General features: G+C 71.2%; 15 protein-coding genes. 1 reads left to right on the top strand and 14 read right to left on the bottom strand.

What is annotated here, in order from left to right:
* Positions 1-113: 113 nt before the first annotated feature.
* Positions 114-914 carry a tyrosine-protein phosphatase gene (locus tag J8M50_RS40225; protein WP_010356635.1) on the top strand — a complete coding sequence of 267 codons (801 nt, stop codon included), beginning with the start codon at positions 114-116 and terminating at the stop codon, positions 912-914.
* Between the two features lie 21 nt (positions 915-935).
* Here J8M50_RS40225 and J8M50_RS40220 read toward each other — a convergent pair whose 3' ends face one another.
* From J8M50_RS40220 to J8M50_RS40155, 14 genes are all read right to left on the bottom strand, one after another.
* On the bottom strand, positions 936-1,061 hold the full coding sequence (locus tag J8M50_RS40220) for a DUF6126 family protein (protein WP_010356634.1): 126 nt from the start codon (positions 1,059-1,061) through the stop codon (positions 936-938).
* A complete protein-coding gene (locus tag J8M50_RS40215; RefSeq protein WP_010356633.1) occupies positions 1,054-1,668 on the bottom strand; it encodes a helix-turn-helix domain-containing protein in 615 nt (204 codons plus the stop codon). Before J8M50_RS40215 ends, J8M50_RS40220 begins: the two co-directional genes overlap by 8 nt.
* Before the next feature lie 105 nt (positions 1,669-1,773).
* Positions 1,774-3,159, bottom strand: coding sequence for an aspartate aminotransferase family protein (locus tag J8M50_RS40210; protein ID WP_010356631.1), 1,386 nt, complete (start codon positions 3,157-3,159; stop codon positions 1,774-1,776).
* A complete protein-coding gene (gene dxs / locus J8M50_RS40205; RefSeq protein WP_010356629.1) occupies positions 3,156-5,090 on the bottom strand; it encodes a 1-deoxy-D-xylulose-5-phosphate synthase in 1,935 nt (644 codons plus the stop codon). The genes J8M50_RS40210 and dxs overlap by 4 nt, the downstream gene beginning before the upstream one ends.
* Before the next feature lie 29 nt (positions 5,091-5,119).
* On the bottom strand, positions 5,120-6,277 hold the full coding sequence (gene ispG, locus J8M50_RS40200) for a flavodoxin-dependent (E)-4-hydroxy-3-methylbut-2-enyl-diphosphate synthase (protein ID WP_075692597.1): 1,158 nt from the start codon (positions 6,275-6,277) through the stop codon (positions 5,120-5,122).
* Positions 6,274-7,296, bottom strand: coding sequence for an adenosyl-hopene transferase HpnH (gene hpnH, locus J8M50_RS40195; protein WP_010356626.1), 1,023 nt, complete (start codon positions 7,294-7,296; stop codon positions 6,274-6,276). The genes ispG and hpnH overlap by 4 nt, the downstream gene beginning before the upstream one ends.
* Positions 7,297-7,301: 5 nt before the next feature.
* Positions 7,302-7,943 (bottom strand): phosphorylase family protein, encoded by a 642-nt coding sequence (locus J8M50_RS40190; RefSeq protein WP_010356623.1) that lies wholly within the window; start codon positions 7,941-7,943, stop codon positions 7,302-7,304.
* Positions 7,943-10,069, bottom strand: coding sequence for a squalene--hopene cyclase (gene shc, locus J8M50_RS40185; protein WP_010356622.1), 2,127 nt, complete (start codon positions 10,067-10,069; stop codon positions 7,943-7,945). The genes J8M50_RS40190 and shc overlap by 1 nt, the downstream gene beginning before the upstream one ends.
* A gap of 122 nt (positions 10,070-10,191) precedes the next feature.
* Positions 10,192-11,259, bottom strand: a complete 1,068-nt coding sequence (locus J8M50_RS40180) for a polyprenyl synthetase family protein (RefSeq protein WP_029184242.1) — start codon at positions 11,257-11,259, stop codon at positions 10,192-10,194.
* A 107-nt stretch (positions 11,260-11,366) separates the two neighbouring features.
* Entirely contained in the window at positions 11,367-12,758 is a 1,392-nt protein-coding gene (gene hpnE, locus J8M50_RS40175; RefSeq protein WP_010356619.1) for a hydroxysqualene dehydroxylase HpnE, read from the bottom strand.
* A 121-nt stretch (positions 12,759-12,879) separates the two neighbouring features.
* A complete protein-coding gene (gene hpnD / locus J8M50_RS40170; RefSeq protein ID WP_010356617.1) occupies positions 12,880-13,830 on the bottom strand; it encodes a presqualene diphosphate synthase HpnD in 951 nt (316 codons plus the stop codon).
* Positions 13,827-14,720 (bottom strand): squalene synthase HpnC, encoded by an 894-nt coding sequence (gene hpnC, locus J8M50_RS40165; RefSeq protein WP_010356614.1) that lies wholly within the window; start codon positions 14,718-14,720, stop codon positions 13,827-13,829. The genes hpnD and hpnC overlap by 4 nt, the downstream gene beginning before the upstream one ends.
* A 358-nt stretch (positions 14,721-15,078) precedes the next feature.
* On the bottom strand, positions 15,079-15,861 hold the full coding sequence (locus J8M50_RS40160; protein ID WP_010356612.1) for an ABC transporter ATP-binding protein: 783 nt from the start codon (positions 15,859-15,861) through the stop codon (positions 15,079-15,081).
* Positions 15,854-16,783 (bottom strand): ABC transporter permease, encoded by a 930-nt coding sequence (locus J8M50_RS40155; protein ID WP_029184241.1) that lies wholly within the window; start codon positions 16,781-16,783, stop codon positions 15,854-15,856. Before J8M50_RS40155 ends, J8M50_RS40160 begins: the two co-directional genes overlap by 8 nt.
* Between the last annotated feature and the right edge of the window lie 35 nt (positions 16,784-16,818).

The following is a 16,818-nucleotide window of genomic DNA, read 5'->3' as shown; positions in this document are numbered from 1 at the left end:
ACGCCTGTGGATAACTCATGAGGTGTCACCCCCATGTCGTATCGTCGACAGCGTGTCCCACCGGCCATTTTCCTGAGCCGCGCCGGTCCGGGACCGACTGGGAGGGAGACCCCGTGACGCAGCAGATCCCCTCGACCGAACCCGAGCTGGCAGGCGTGCGCAACTTTCGTGACGTCGGAGGCCTGCCGACGACCGACGGGCGCCGGGTGCGCCAGGGCGTGCTGTTCCGCAGCGGCCATCTGGCGCACGCGACCGAGGAGGACGCCGCGTTCCTGGCCTCGCTGGGGCTGCACACGGTCTTCGACTTCCGCAACGCGGCGGACCAGAAGCTGGAGGGCCCGGACGTCGAACTGCCGGGCACGCGCAATGTGAACCTGCCGCTGTCGGACCCGGCGGACGGCGCGGAGTTCTGGGCGATGGTCCGCGACGGCAGGATCGAGCAGCTGCGCGAGCTCCTCGGCGGGGGCAAGGCGGCCGGGCGCATGATCGCCTCGTACCGGACGATCATCAAGGGGCGCACGCCCGAGCACTCCCAGGTGCTGGCCGCCCTCGCCGACGACAGCACGCCCGCGCTGATGCACTGCGCCGCCGGCAAGGACCGCGCGGGCCTGTCCATCGCGGTGACGCTCCTCGCGCTGGACGTAGAGCGCGAGGCGATCGTCGCGGACTACCTGGAGTCCAACGCGACCCACCGCCGCTACCAGCTGCGCCGGACGGACGGCTCCGTGCCCCCCGCGCGCGACCCCGAGATCACCGAACTCCTCAGCCCCCTGTTCGAGGCCCGCGCCGAGTACCTCCAGGCGGCCTTCACCGCGATCGACGAGCACTGGGGGTCGGTGGACGCGTATCTGGAGCAGGGCCTCGGGGTGACGCCGGAGCTGCGGGCCCGCCTGAAGGACCGCTTCCTGGAGTGATCCCCCCGGCCCTCGACCCGCCTACTGCCGGGCTCCCGCCTCGAACAGGAACCAGATGAACAGCGCCAGGACGTGGCCGCCGACGACATAGATCAGCAGCCTGATCCACAGCGCACGCGGGAAGCCTTCCTCACGGTTGTCACTCATGGCGTTCTCCAGGGTCGGTCCCCAGGCACAGCGTGGCCGTGGGGCTCTGCAGCAGGGTGTGGACGAACAGAAGGTCGACGCCGGACGCGTCGCGCGCGGCGATGCGGTGCGGGGTCAGCGAGTCGAAGTGCGCGCTATCCCCGGGGTCGAGGAGGTGCGTGGAGTCGCCGAGGGTCAGCCGCAGGCGCCCCTTGAGGACGTACAGCCACTCCTCACCGGGGTGCACGCGCACGATGTCGCCCTGCGCGCCGTGCGGCACCCGCACCCGCAGGGCCTGCATCCCGCGCCCGGCGGCCCCGGCCTGGACGTACGTCCAGCCGCCCGCCTCGGTGGGCTCCATGTCCCCGGCGCGCACGACCGCGTCCCGTACGGCGGACGTCTCGCCGAGGAGTTCGGAGACCGTCGTACCGTAGACCCGGGCGAGCGCGAGCAGCATCGGCAGCGAGGGCTGGCGCTGGCCGGTCTCCAGCCGGGAGAGGTAGGCGGGCGAGAGCCCGGCGGACCGCGCGGCGGCCTCCAGCGTGAGGGAGGCGCGGCGGCGCAGGGCCCGCAGGTGCGGGGCCATCGCCGGGAGGGCCGTGGTCGGCTCGGCGTCCGGAGTGCTCATGCCTCCATTCAGCCGCGAGCTTGCCTGTGAGGCAACTTTCTTGCCTCACAGGCAAAATCCCGGATCAGCGGCCCGCCAGTCACCAGCCCGCCGCCCCCCACTCGATCACCGGTTCGCCACCGCCTGCTTGATCAGCGTCTTCCCGAAGTCCCACATCAGCCCGCCCCCGCCATGCGCGTCGTCCATCACCTCGGTGAACGCGTCCACGAACCGCTCGACGTCCGCCTCGTCCACGACGAGCGGCGGAATCAGCTTGATGACCTCCAGATGGTCCCCGGAGACCTGCGTGAGGATCCGGTGCCGCTGGAGCAGCGGGACGACGACCATCTGCGCGAACAGCCCCTTGCGGGCGGCCTGGAGCATCGCCCACCTGCTGCGCAGCTTCAGCGAGGACGGCTTCCCGAACTCGATGCCGATCATCAGCCCGCGCCCGCGCACATCGGCGAGCAGCTCGTACTTCCCGACCAGCGCCGCGAGCCGCGACTTCAGCAGCTCCCCGACCCGGCGGACATGGGCGACGGTCTGCTCGTTCTCCATGACGCTGAGGACGGCGAGCCCGACAGCCATGGCCTGCGCGTTGGACCCGAAACTCGCGGAGTGCACGAGGACGCGGTCCATCGACGAGTAGACCTTCTTGAAGATCCAGTCCTTCCCGAGCGTCGCCCCCACGGGCACGTACCCGCCGGACAGCGCCTTGGCGACACACACGAGGTCCGGCTCGACCCCGTCCTCGTGCTGGTAGGCGTAGAAGTCCCCGGTCCGCCCGAGCCCGGTCTGCACCTCGTCGGCGATCAGCAGCGCTTTGTGCTTGCGCAACAACTCCTGCGCGCCCCGCAGATACCCGGGCGGCGCCTCGTGCACGCCCTTGCCCTGGATCGGCTCGACGATCAGCGCGGCGACGTCACCCTTCTTCAACTCCCGTGCCAGCGCGTCGAGATCGCCGAGCGGTACGGCCGTGTCGGGCAGCAGCGGCGCGAACCCGTCCCGGAAGCCGTCCTCGCCGTTGACCGAGAGGGCGCCGGTGGTCAGGCCGTGGAAGGCGTGCTCGCAGTACAGGACGCGCGGCTTGCCGGTCGCGTACCGGGCGAACTTCAGCGCTGTCTCGACCGCTTCGGTGCCGCTGTTGCCGAAGAACACGCGGTCCAGGTGCGGGCTGTGCGCGAGGAGCCTCTCCGCGAGGAGTCCGGGCAGCGGCTGGCAGTCGAAGCGCGTGAGGTCGGCGAGGTCGAGGTCGAGGACGTCGTGCAACGCCTTGCGGATGACGGGGTGGTGGCGGCCGAGGGCCATCACTCCGAACCCGGCGAGCATGTCGAGGTGGTCGTTGCCGTCGGCGTCCCAGAAGTGGGCGCCCTCGGCACGGTCGTACACCTTGTCGAAGCCGATGGTGTGCAGCATGCGCGGCAGTTGGGGGTTGAGGTGCTTGCCGTGCAGCTCGTAGCGCTCGCCGCCGCGCGCTGCGAGGAGGGCGCCGAGGTCGAACTCCGTGCTCATTCCTTCTCCTTGACTGCGACATCCTTGACGGCCCCGTCCGCGACAGCGGAACCCCCCTGCCCGGCCACGTCCTTGACCGCGAGGCTCGCCCCGATCCGCCCCGCGATCTCCACCGGCGTCAGCCCGATGTCCGCCAGCACCTCCCCCCGCTTCGCGTGCGCGAGGAACTGCTCCGGAATCCCGAACCGCCGTACGGGAACGTCCACTTCGGCATCCCCCAGCGCCAGCGCAACCGCCGAACCCACCCCGCCCGAACGCGAGTTGTCCTCCACCACGGCAACGAGCCGATGCCGCGCGGCAAGACCGGGCAGCTCGGGGTCGACGGGCTTGACCCACCGAGGATCCACGACCGTGCACTCGATCCCCCGAGCCGCCAGCAGTTCGGCGGCCTGGAGACAGACCGGCGCCATCACCCCGACGGCGACGAGCAGGACGTCCGCCCCCGCCCGCAACACGTCCATGTCCCCGACCCGTTCGACGGCCGGGATCGAAGGCCCCACCGACTCCTTGGGGAACCGGATCAGCGTGGGCGCGTCGTCCACGGCCACCGACTCCCGCAACTGCGCCCGGAGTTGATCGGCGTCCCGAGGCGCGGCGATCCGCAGCCCCGGCACCACCTGGAGGATCGACATGTCCCACATCCCGTTGTGGGACGCCCCGTCGACCCCGGTCACCCCGGCCCGGTCGAGGACGAACGTCACCCCGCACCGATGCAGGGCGACGTCCATGAGGAGCTGGTCGAAAGCCCGGTTGAGGAAGGTCGCGTACACGGCGACGACGGGATGCAGCCCCCCGGTGGCCAGCCCCGCCGCGCTCACCGTCGCATGCTGCTCGGCGATCCCCACGTCCCACACCCGGTCGGGGAACCGCTCCGCGAACCTGCCGAGCCCGACGGGGTGCAGCATGGCCGCCGTGATCGCCACGACGTCGTCCCGCTCCTCCCCGATCCTGACCATCTCCTCCCCGAACACCGAAGTCCAGGAAGGCCCGTTGGAGGGCGCGAGGGGCTCGCAGGTCTCCGGGTCCATGACGCCGACGGTGTGGAAGTGGTCCTCCTCGTGCGCGAGGGCGGGCTCGTACCCGCGCCCCTTCTCCGTGAGGCAGTGCACCAGCACGGGCCCGTGGAAACGTTTCGCGCGGCGCAGCGCGGACTCGACGGCCTTGATGTCGTGGCCGTCGATGGGGCCGACGTATTTCAGGCCGAGGTCCTCGAAGAGCCCCTGCGGCGCGAACGCGTCCTTGAACCCCTTCTTCGCGCCGTGCAGCGCCTCGTACACGGTCCGTCCGACGACCGGCGTGTGCTGGAGGACGTCCTTGCCCCAGGCGAGGACGCGTTCGTAGGAGTCGGTGGTGCGCAGGGTCGCGAGGTGGTTGGCGAGGCCGCCGATGGTGGGCGCGTAGGAGCGTTCGTTGTCGTTGACGACGATGATCAGGGGCCGGTTCTTGGCGGCGGCGATGTTGTTGAGCGCCTCCCAGGCCATGCCGCCGGTCAGTGCGCCGTCCCCGATGACGGCGACGACGTGGCCCTTCTCGCCCTGCACGTCCCGCGCCTTGGCGAGGCCGTCGGCCCAGCCGAGCGCGGTGGAGGCGTGGCTGTTCTCGATGACGTCGTGCTCGGACTCCTCGCGGGAGGGGTAGCCGGAGAGGCCGCCCTTGCCGCGCAGCTTGGAGAAGTCCTGACGGCCCGTCAGGAGCTTGTGGACGTAGGCCTGGTGGCCGGTGTCCCACAGGATGCGGTCGACGGGCGAGGCGAACACCCGGTGCAGGGCGATCGTCAGCTCCACCACGCCCAGGTTGGGTCCGAGGTGGCCGCCGGTCCTGGCGACCGCGTGCACCAGGAACTCCCTGATCTCTTCGGACAGTCGGCGCAGCTGCGGCTCGTTCAGCGCCTTCAGGTCTCGCGGCTGCCGGATGCTCTCCAGAATCGTCACGCTCGGTCCCCCTTCGGTCCGTGCTGTTCTCAGCTCACGGTGACGGCCGGTTCTCCCGTCCCGGCGCCGTCCTTCTCCAGCTGTGCGGCGATCTTCATCGCCTCCTCGATCAGGGTCTCGACGATCTTCGACTCGGGTACGGTCCTGACGACCTCGCCCTTCACGAAGATCTGCCCCTTGCCGTTCCCGGAGGCGACCCCGAGGTCGGCCTCCCGCGCCTCGCCGGGGCCGTTGACGACGCACCCCATGACGGCGACCCGCAGCGGCACCTCCATGCCGTCGAGCCCGGCCATGACCTCGTCGGCGAGCTTGTACACGTCGACCTGGGCGCGCCCGCAGGACGGGCAGGAGACGATCTCCAGCCGCCGCTGCCGCAGGTTCAGCGACTCCAGGATCTGGATGCCGACCTTGACCTCCTCGGCGGGCGGCGCGGACAGCGAGACGCGGATGGTGTCGCCGATGCCCTGGGCCAGCAACGCCCCGAACGCGACGGCCGACTTGACGGTCCCCTGGAACGCGGGCCCCGCCTCGGTGACCCCGAGGTGCAGCGGACAGTCGCACTGCGCGGCCAGCTGCCGGTACGCCTCGACCATGACGACGGGGTCGTTGTGCTTGACGGAGATCTTGATGTCGCGGAACCCGTGCTCCTCGAACAGCGACGCCTCCCACAGCGCACTCTCCACCAGCGCCTCCGGCGTCGCCTTGCCGTACTTCTGGAGCAGCCGCCGGTCCAGCGACCCCGCGTTGACCCCGATCCGGATCGGCGTCCCGTGATCGCGGGCGGCCCGCGCGATCTCGCGGACCTGGTCGTCGAACTGCTTGATGTTCCCGGGGTTGACGCGGACGGCCGCGCAGCCCGCCTCGATCGCGGCGAACACGTACTTCGGCTGGAAGTGGATGTCCGCGATCACCGGGATCTGCGATTTGCGGGCGATGGTCGCGAGCGCGTCCGCGTCGTCCTGCGTGGGACAGGCGACGCGGACGATCTGGCAGCCGGACGCGGTGAGTTCGGCGATCTGCTGGAGGGTCGCGCCGATGTCCGACGTACGGGTCGTCGTCATCGACTGCACCGACACGGGGGCCCCGCCCCCGACCGGTACCGGCCCGACGTCGATCCGCCGCGAGACGCGTCGCGCGGCGATCGGACGGGCCGGTACCTCGGGGACGCCCAGAGGGACCGAGGTCACTCGCGGTTTCCGGCGACGGTCTCGCGCATGGCCCGCAGCGACTCCTTCAGCGAGCCCATGGTGGCGAGGACGGCGGTCGGTTCGTAGCCGCAGTGGGCCATGCAGTTGTCGCAGCGCGGGTCCTTGCCGCGCCCGTACTTGTCCCAGTCGGTCTTCTCGATGAGTTCGCGGTACGTCGGGACGTAGCCGTCGGCCATCAGGTAGCAGGGTCGCTGCCAGCCGAAGAGGGAGTAGTTGGGGATCGCCCAGGCCGTGCAGGGGAAGTCGACCTTGCCCTCCAGGAAGTCCAGGAAGAGCGGGGAGTGGTTGAGCCGCCAGCGGCGCCGGCTGCCGCCGGAGAACGCCTTGCGGAACAGTTCGTGGGTCTGCTCGACGCCGAGGAAGTGGTCCTGGTCGGGCGCCTTCTCGTAGGCGTAGGCGGGCGAGATCATCATCTCGTCGACCTTGAGGTCGTCGTTGAGGTAGTTGAGGACCTCGATGATGGTCTGCGGGGTGTCGGTGTTGAAGAACGTCGAGTTGGTGGTGACGCGGAAGCCGCGCCGCTTGGCCTCCTTGATCGCCTCCACGGCCTCGTCGAACACCCCCTCCTTGGCCACCGACTCGTCGTGCCGCTCGCGCAGCCCGTCGATGTGCACGGTGAACGCGAAGTACGGCGACGGCGTGAACTTCTCGATCTTCTTGCGCAGCAGCAGGGCGTTGGTGCAGAGGAAGACGTACTTCTTCCGGGCCACCAACTGGCGCACGATCTCGTCGATCTGAGGGTGCATCAGGGGTTCGCCGCCCGCGATGGACACCATCGGCGCGCCGGACTCCAGGACCGCGCCGACCGCCTGGGCGACGGGCATGCGCTGTTTGAGGACACCGGCCGGGTGCTGGATCTTGCCGCAGCCCTCGCACTTCAGGTTGCAGGCGAACAGGGGTTCCAGCTCCACGATCAGCGGGAACTTGTCCCGCTTACGGAGCTTCTGTTCGACCAGGTATGTGGCGACTTTGATGGACTGACGCAGCGGCATGGCCATCTGGCTCACCTCCGAGGGAGCAGCACATTACGGTGCCATTCGAAGAAAGAAGGCAGGACGGAACGAAGGACGCGGAAAGCCGATATTCCACCGCGCAGCGTGCCGATCCGGACGAGTTCATGTTCTGGAGCGTCCACGACCACCCGGACGGCCGCAACGGGGCGTGTGCCCGCGCGCACGGCGCTCAGGAGCGTGGCGGCGGACTCCATGTCCACGGCGATCGCGCCGGTGGCCCTGAGCGCGGAACGTTCCGGGCCCCGGACGACGTGGTCGGACCCCACGAGGGGGCCCGTGTGGACGGTGCACCCCGGCAGGGTGCGGGCGAGTTCTTTGACGAGCAGTTCCGTATCCACGCACGGGACGCTCCCGCGCGGGTCCCGGGTCTCCTCGGCGACCACCAGGTCACCGGGGTGCATCCCGGGAGCGAGCCCCGCACAGAACCCGGTGGCGAGGACGGCGGCCCCCGCCAGCACCGGATCCCCGAGCACCCGCCCGACCGACCGCTCGGCGGCCCTCGGCCCCATCCCGGTGCGCAGGACGGTCACGGGCCCGGCGGCCCCGCTGCGGTCCCCCAGGCGCAGGGCGACATGCTCGATGCCCAGCGCACAGGCGATCAGCAGCGGGGCCGGGGCGGGCGGGGCCCCCATCAGCTCGCCTTGACTTCGGGCGACCCGGCGGAGGGCGCTTCCCGGGAGCCCCGGCTGTCGGCGGAGACCGTCGTGCCGCCCCGCCCGGCGCCGGTGGAGGGCCGGCCGCCTGAACCGGCCCCCCTCTGCGCCGTGTCCGGTGTCCTCGCGAACACCGGCTCCCCGTTGACGTACCGCCCGAGCGCGGTCAGCGGGAACACCTGCCGGTACAGGTGGTAGTTGATCGAGAAGTCCCACGGGAAGCCCGTACCGGTGAAGTACGGCTCGTCCCACGAACCGTCCTCCCGCTGGGTCTCGGCGAGCCACGCGATGCCCCGCTCGACGGCGCGGGAGTCGCGCTCGCCCGCCGAGAGGAGCGCCATCAGGGCCCAACCGGTCTGGGACGCCGTGGAGTCGCCGCTGCCCGCCCACTTCGTGGACTCCTGGTAGGAGCGCAGGTCCTCGCCCCAGCCGCCGTCCTCGTTCTGGACGTGCTCCAGCCAGGTCACGGCCCGCCGGATCGCGGGGTGCTGGGCGGGCAGCCCGGCGGCGACGAGCGCGGGGACCACCGACCCGGTGCCGTACACGTAGTTGACGCCCCAGCGCCCGAACCACGAGCCGTCCGGCTCCTGTTCGGCCAGCAGCCAGGCGATGCCGCGCCGGGTGCGCGGGTCGTGGGAGAGGCCCTCGACCGCGAGCATCTCGACGACGTGCGCGGTGACGTCGGCGGACGGCGGGTCGATGACCTCGCCGAAGTCGCAGAACGGCAGCCGGTTGGGGAAGGGACTCGTGTTGTCGACGTCGAAGGCGCCCCACCCGCCGTCCCGGGACTGCATCCCGAGGTTCCACCGCACCCCGCGCGCGATCGCCTTCTCCACGCGCTGCGGGTCGTGGTGGCGGACCCGGCGGAGCGCGAGGACGACCTCGGCGGTGTCGTCGATGTCCGGGTAGTTGTCGTTGTGGAACTCGAACGCCCAGCCGCCCGGCGGAAGTTGGGGCCGCGACACGGACCAGTCGCCGGGCCGCACGATCTGCTCGCCGAGCATCCAGTCGGCGGCCTTCACCAACTGCGGGTGATCGGCGGGCACTCCGGCGTCGGCGAGCGCGATGGTCGCCAGGCACGTGTCCCACACCGGCGACTGGCACGCCTCGATCATCCGGGCGCCGTCCTCGCGCCACACGGCGTAACGATCCAGCGACTCCAGCCCGGCGCGCATGACGGGGTGTTCGAGGTCGTAGCCGAGCAGGTGGAGGGCGATCACGGAGTACACGGCGGGCGGCTGGATGCCGCCCCAGCAGCCGTCGTTCTCCTGCCGCTCGACGATCCAGCGGGCGGCGGAGTTCAGCGCGGAACGCCTGAGCCTGCGCACCGCGAACGGCCGGTAGCCGCGCACGACTTTGTCGAGCCGCTGGAACAGCCCGTCCCAACTCGCCAGCGGGGCGAGGGGTTTGGGCGGGTTGGGCACCGAGGGGTCGGTGTGCAGCTCGTCCAGCGGGAAGGGCGCCGGGCGCACCGGGCGCTTCGCGGAGACCACGGTCAGCGGGACGATGGTCTGCCGGGCCCAGCAGCCGAAGTTGTAGATCGACAGCGGGAACCAGCGCGGGAAGTAGATGAGTTCCGGCGGGAGTTCGGGCAGGTCCTCCCACTTCCACCAGCCGAACAGGGCGAGCCAGATCCGGGTGAAGACGCGGGCGGAGGCGAGGCCGCCCTGCGCACGGATCCAGGCGGACGCCTTCGCCATGTGCGGCGCCCCGGGGTCGTCCCCGGCGAGCCGCAGGGCGACGTACGCCTCGATGGTCGCGGAGAGGTCGGCGGGGCCGCCGTAGAAGGTGGCCCAGGTGCCGTCCTCGCGCTGTTCGCCGCGCACGAAGAGGGCGGAGGCCTGGGTGGTCCTCTCGTCGCGGATGCCGAGGAACTGCCGCAGGAGCAGGTCCTCGGCGTCCATGGTGACGTTGGTCTCCAGGTCGCCCTTCCACCAGCCCTGCGCGTCCTGGTGGGCGAGCAGGTGGTCGGTGGCGCGGCGCATCGCGCGCTCGGCGGCTTCTTGTACCCCGGCCGCCACGGGGATCGTGATGTCGGTTTCGCTGGCCGAGGCAGCGCGGTGCGGGAGTGCCGCACCGGTGCTTCCGTCGGTCGTCGCTGTCATGGCTTCCCCTATCAGTGCAGTCGTGCGAAGTCGTGCTGCTGTGGGTCCGCCGTCGGCCGGTGCTTCCGTTCTCCTCGCGGCACCGGCCGGCGACTACGCGAGGGCTATTCGACCGATAGTGATCATCTCTTTCGTACGACGACGAAGTCGGCGAGCGCCGTGAACTTCTCCCGTACCTGCTCGGGCATGTCCACGTCGCCGAGGGCTTCGATGGCGATGGTGTGCTGGCGGCGCGCTTCCGCGGCCGTCCACTCCCGGCCGCCCGCCTCCTCGATGAGGGCGGCGCGGGCCGCGAACTCCTCCTCGGAGAAGTTCGCGAAGTCGGTGCTCTTCGCATCGGCGGCGAGCAGGTCGCCGAGCCGGTCGGAGGCGCTGCCACCGGCCGCGAGGGCGGCGACGACGGGCAGGGACTTCTTGCGCTGGCGCAGGTCGGACCAGGTCTGCTTGCCGGTCGCGTCCGGGTCGCCCCAGATGCCGAGGAGGTCGTCGACGGCCTGGAAGGCGAGGCCCAGGTGGTAGCCGTACTTCTCCAGGGTGTCGGCGTCCTTCTCGCCCGCCCCGCCGAGGACGGCCCCGACGGAGGAGGCGCAGGCGAGGAGGGCGCCGGTCTTGTTGCCCTCCATCTCCAGGCACTCCTCGACGCTGACGCGGTCGCGGTGCTCGTAGGAGATGTCCTGGGCCTGCCCGTCGATGAGGGCGCGGGTCGCGGCGGTGAGCCGGCGTGCGGCGCGGCCGGCGCCGGCGGTGCCGGGCTCCAGGAGGACCTCGTAGGCGAGCGCGAACAGGGCGTCGCCGACGAGGATCGCCTGGGCGGGGCCGTGCACCTTCCAGACGGTGTCGCGGTGGCGGCGCTGCTCGTCGCCGTCCATCAGGTCGTCGTGCAGGAGGGAGAAGTTGTGCACCAGCTCGACGGCGACCGCGCCGGGTACGCCGACGGCCGGGTCGGCGCCGGTGACCTCGGCGGAGAGCACGGCGAGCGCGGGGCGTACGGCCTTGCCGCCGTCGCCCTCGGTGGGGTTGCCCAGGGCGTCGATCCAGCCGAAGTGGTAGGCCGCGACCGTGTCCATGGGGGGTGCGAGCCGGCTCACGGCGGCCCGCAGCACCGGGCTGGCCAGGGTGCGTCCGCGCTCCAGGAGCGCGGCCACGTCCACCGCGGTCCTTCGAGCGGCGGCCGGCGTAGCCGGGGGCACAGTGGGCACAGTTTCTCCTCTTGTCGCGGTGTGCGCGGCGTGCGCGGCGTGATCGGGGGCCGCGGTACCGGAGGTGCGGGAACCTGCCGTGCTGTGCTGGCGGAGCATCAGGCGGCCTCCTCAGATGCGAAGAGCCGGGAGGGTCGTGGGCGGCCGAGCGCGCCGAGCGCGGCGTCCGCCGCGTTCGTACCGCTGCGGACCGCGCTCTCCATGGTCGCGGGCCACCCGGTGGCGGTCCACGCGCCGGCCAGGTAGAGGCCGGGTGCTTTCGTGCGGGCGCCGGGACGCAGCCGCCCGACGCCGGGGGCGGGGGCGAAGGTCGCGGTCTTCTCGCGGGTGACGAAGAAGTCGCGTACGGCGGCGCCGCGCGCCTTCGGCAGCAGCTTCTCCAGCTCGGGGAGGTAGCGCTCGCGGAGCGTCGCCACGGGCGCGTCGATCTCGTCCTGCGCGGCCGACTGGGACAGCGCCAGGTACTGGCCCTCGGTGAGCCCGGAGGCGGCGGTGCGGTCGAAGACCCACTGCACGGGGGTGCCGAGCGCGGCGAGGAAGGGGACGTTCATGACCGGCCGGTCGTAGATCACGTGCACGTTCAGGATCGGCGCGGTGCCGATCTCCAGCAGCCGCTCGGGGGCGTCGAGCGCGCCGTCCGGCAGGAGGTCGTACGCCTCGCGCTGGGGTACGGCGAGGACGACCGCGTCCGTCTCGATGGTGCGGCCGGGAACTTCCACGGTCCACCGGCCGTTGTCCTGGCGGGAGATGGAGGTGACGCGTGTTCGGACCTCGATGTTCACGCCCGCGGAGTCGAGCGCCTTGCGGGCCAGCCGGTCGTGCAGTTCGCCCAGCGGTACATGGGCCCAGCCGATGTCGGCGGCGCCCGGGTCGGACAGCAGACCGGTCTTGAACACCATCGCGGCGAGCCCCAGCGAGGCGTCTGCCGCGACCGCGTTGAGGGTGGCGACCCCGACCAGGTCCCACAGGGCCTCGACGGTCCGCGCGGACTGGCCGTGCGCGGCCAGCCAGCCGCCGAAGTCCTGGTCGTCCAGCGCCGGATCGGCGAGGTCGAGCCCCTTCAGCGCGAGCGCGGCGCGGCCCACCTTGGCGCGCTCGGCGAGCGAGAGATGCGGGTACGTGGCGAGGCTGCGCCCGAGATGCAGCGGCACCGGCAGGGCGTCCCGCCTGAGCCGGCCCAGGCGCCGTCCCTCGGGTCTGGCGACGTCGACGACCGGTACGTCCAGCCGGGGCTGGAGCGGGGCGAGTGCGGCGCCGCCGATGCGCTCCAGGAACCAGCGGTAGGCCGTGCAGCAGCGCAGGTAGACGTGCTGGCCGTTGTCGACGCTCAACTCGCCGCGCTGGAAGGAGAACGCGAGGCCGCCGAGGCGTGGCCGGCCTTCCAGGAGGGTGACCTCCACGCCCGCGTCCGCGAGGCCGAGCGCCGCGGTGACCCCGGCGAGGCCGCCGCCGACGACGACGGCTGAACGGCCGGTGCTCTCGTCGGTCATCGTGCGCCCTTTCCTGATCCCCCGCGGTGGTGGATGAACTGTGCACCGGGGGCTGTCGCAGACAGGGACGCCGCGCCGGGGCCGGAGGTTGCCCGAGGTGCCCGTGGGGCGTGTGAGCCCATCAGGGGTTCCTCCTGACGGTCTGTCGGGAGATGTGCCGGGCGTCGAGTCCGGACAGGCCGCGCGCGGCGACGTACGCCTTCTCGTGGCCGGGCAGCGAGACCCGGCCGCGCAGGACGGCCTCGGGGTCGCGTTCGATGCGGTCGAGCAGGCGCCGGTAGATCCCGGCCATCGCGGCCACGCACGCACCGCTGCGCCGGTCCAGCATCGGCAGCAGGCGGTAGCCCTCGGCGAACAGCGCGCGGGCGCGCCGTACCTCGAAGTGGATGAGGCCCGCAAAGTCGGAGCCCGGCGGGGGCGTCGGGGCGGCGAAGCCGGCCGCGCAGCCGAACTTGGCGAGGTCGTCGGCGGGGAGGTAGGTACGGCCGCCTTCGGCGTCCTCGCGGACGTCGCGCAGGATGTTGGTGAGCTGGAGGGCGAGGCCGAGGGTGTCGGCGTACTCGGGGGCCCGTTCGACGCCGCGCGCGCCGGGGCGGGTGCCGAAGACGCCGATGGAGAGCCGGCCGATGGCTCCGGCGACGCACTTGCAGTACGTCTTGAGGTCGTCCCAGGTCTCGTAGGTCTCGCCGCGCAGGTCCATCTCGACGCCGTCGATCAGCTCGTCGAGCCCGCCGAGCGGCACCGGGTAGACGTGGGAGGCGTGGGTGAGGGCGACCGCGACGGGGTCGGTGTCGTCCTCGGCGACGTCGCCCTGGCGCACCCGCGCGAGCAGGACGCGGGTCTCGTCGAGACGGGTGCGTTTCACCTCGGGTTTCAGGTCGCCGTCGCCGATGTCGTCGACGCGTCGGGAGAACGCGTACAGCGCGGACATCGCGCGTCTCTTGGATGTGGGCAGCAGCCGGATGCCGTAAGCGAAGTTGCGGGCCTGTGTGCCGGTGACGGCCTCGCAGTAGCTGTAGGCGGCGAGTACCGGCGCGGACACGTTCGGTGACGGTTCCACGGACCGGATCACCCCTCTCCTCGCAGGGTCACGCCCACCTCGCGCAGCAGCCTGAGCTTGCCGGGCCTCGGCGGGCCGGGAAGTACGTCGTACCGGACGGCGGAGATCGCGTGCGCCGCCGCCCGTCCCCCCGCCACGAACCCCGCGAGCAGCAGTCTGAGCCTGCCGGTGACGCTACCCACAAGGGGGGCGCCTTCATTCAGGAGTTGACAGGCGCGTTCCGTCTCGAACGCGACCAGTGCGCGCAGGGACGCGCCGGCGTGCGCCTGCGCAAGGTCGGTCTCGGTGACACGGAAGCGGTCCATGTCCTCGGCGGGCAGGTAGATGCGGTCGCGGCCGAGGTCCTCGGCGACGTCCTGGAGGTGCTCGACGATCTGGAGGGCGGTGCAGATCGCGTCGGAGCGGCGGATCCGCTCGGGGGTCGCGGTGCCGGTGACGGCGAGGACCAGGCGGCCCACCGGGTTGGCGGACAGCTCGCAGTAGGCGAGGAGGTCGTCGTACGTCGCGTAGCGGCTGACCAGCTGGTCCTGGCGGTTGGCGGCGATCAGGCCCAGGAAGGGCCCGGGGGTGAGGTCGCGGCGGCGGACCGTGGGCTGGAGGTTCAGCAGGAGGGGGTGGCGGGGCGTGCCGTCGAAGACGCGGCGCAGGTCGGTCTCGAAGGCGTCGAGCATGGCGACGCGGTCGTCGGCCTGCGAGTCGGGGACGCCGAGGTGGCGGGCGTCGGCGCCGCCGGGGGCGAGGTCGCCGTCGCCGATGTCGTCGACGAGGCGCGCGAAGCCGTAGACGGCCATGAGGTCGTCGCGCCAGGCGCGGGGGAGGAAGAAGGGGGCGACGGGGAAATTCTCGTCGGCGGCCTTGTCGAGCGTGCTGCGGGCGTCGTGCGCGAGGGTGGTGTCGGTCATCGGCCGCCGCCCAAGACGGCACGCTGTGCGTCGGTCCTGGGGGTCTCCGTAGCCATTGCCGTCACATCTCCCGTTCTACACTGCCGACCCAATACACACTATTTCGGACACGCCGCCCGGACCCCCGCGCGGCGGTGTCCAGCTGAAGTCGTCCGCGCACGTTATCGCCCCACTTGCCGCGATTCGAGACCGCTACAGCTTACGTTGTACAGCGCACGGTGGTTCGTCGGGGTCTCCCGCAGATCACAACAACACACCGATTGCCGTCAAGATTCCTTGGGGCCCGCCGAGTTGACATTTCTTTTGCAGACGCGAGGCCCCGCCGGAAGGTTCCGACGGGGCCCCGGTGTCCGGCGGGCTATTTGCCCGTGAACTTCTCGTACTCCTTGATCACCGCGTCCGTCGGACCGTCCATCCGCAGCTCGCCGCGCTCCAGCCACAGGACCCGGTCGCAGGTGTCGCGGATCGACTTGTTGCTGTGGCTGACGAGGAACACCGTGCCCGCCTGCTTGCGCAGCTCCCGGATGCGTTCCTCGGAGCGCACCTGGAACTTGCGGTCGCCGGTCGCGAGCGCCTCGTCGATCATCAGGACGTCGTGGTCCTTGGCGGCGGCGATGGAGAACCGCAGCCGCGCCGCCATCCCGGAGGAATAGGTGCGCATCGGCAGCGAGATGAAGTCGCCCTTCTCGTTGATGCCCGAGAAGTCGACGATCTCCTGGTAGCGCTCCTTGACCTGCTCCCGGGACATGCCCATGGCCAGCCCGCCGAGGACGACGTTGCGCTCGCCGGTCAGGTCGTTCATCAGGGCCGCGTTGACGCCGAGCAGCGAGGGCTGCCCGTCGGTGTACACCTTGCCGCTCTCCGGCGGCAGCAGCCCGGCGATCGCCCGCAGCAGCGTCGACTTGCCCGAGCCGTTGGTGCCGATCAGCCCGATCGCCTCGCCCCGGTACGCGGTGAACGACACACCCCGTACGGCGTGGACCTTGCGGACGCCGCGCTCCTCGCCGGTCTTCTTCCGCCGGACGATCCGGCTCAGCGCGGCGGTCGCGCTGCCCTTGCCGCCCTTGGCGCCGTTGACGCGGTAGACGATGTGCACGTCCTGCGCGATGACGGTGGGGACCTTCGGGTTCTGCTCAGCCACGGCCGTACCTCTCCTCCGCCTGCCAGAAGTACACGAAGCCGCCGACGGCGAACAGGACGGCCCAGCCGCCCGCGACCATCCAGACGTGGTCGGGGAGGTTGGACGAGCCGTAGTCCTCGATCAGGGCGAAACGCATCAGGTCCATGTAGACGGCCGTCGGGTTCCACTGGAGCACCGTGGAGACCCAGCCGGGCCGCTCCGCGAGGTACACCGGGATGGAGAACATGACGCCCGACGCGTACATCCACGTCCGCAGCACGAACGGCATGAGCTGCGCGAGGTCGGGGGTCTTGGCGCCCGCGCGGGCGAAGATCAGGGCGAGGCCGGTGTTGAAGAGGAACTGGAGCGCCAGCACCGGCACGATCAGCGCCCAGGACGGGTCCGGGTAGCTGCCGAACGCCATCACGACCAGGAACAGCACCAGCATCGACCACAGCAGCTGCTGGAGCTGCTGGAGCGCGAAGGAGATCGGCAGGGACGCGCGCGGGAAGTGCAGCGCGCGCACCAGGCCGAGGTTGCCGGAGATCGCCCGCACGCCCGACATGACCGAGCTCTGCGTGAAGGTGAAGACGAAGATGCCCGTGACGAGGAACGGGATGTAGACGTCCTTCGGCATGCCCTTCCCGGCGTTCAGGATGAGCCCGAAGATCAGGAAGTACACGACCGCGTTCAGCAGCGGCGTCGCCACCTGCCACAGCTGGCCCAGCTTGGCCTGGCTGTACTGCGCGGCCAGCTTCGCCGAGGAGAAGGCCAGGATGAAGTGGCGCCGCCCCCACAGCTGGCGGACATAGGCGCGCAGGCCCGGCCGGGCGCCGCTGACCGCGAGGCCGTACTTCTCGGCGAGCTGGAGCGGCGTGAGTCCGTCGTCCGGTGACGGGGGCTCACTCGTCATGACGCCGCCTTCATGGGTTCTCTCACTCACAAGCGGAAACTTTCGTCTCGGGATGCGCGGCCTGG

The sequence above is a fragment of the Streptomyces acidiscabies genome (assembly GCF_020010905.1).
Taxonomy (GTDB): Bacteria; Actinomycetota; Actinomycetes; order Streptomycetales; family Streptomycetaceae; genus Streptomyces; species Streptomyces acidiscabies.
Note: the sequence above shows the minus strand (reverse complement) of the source record. Positions and strands in the feature narration are given on the sequence as shown.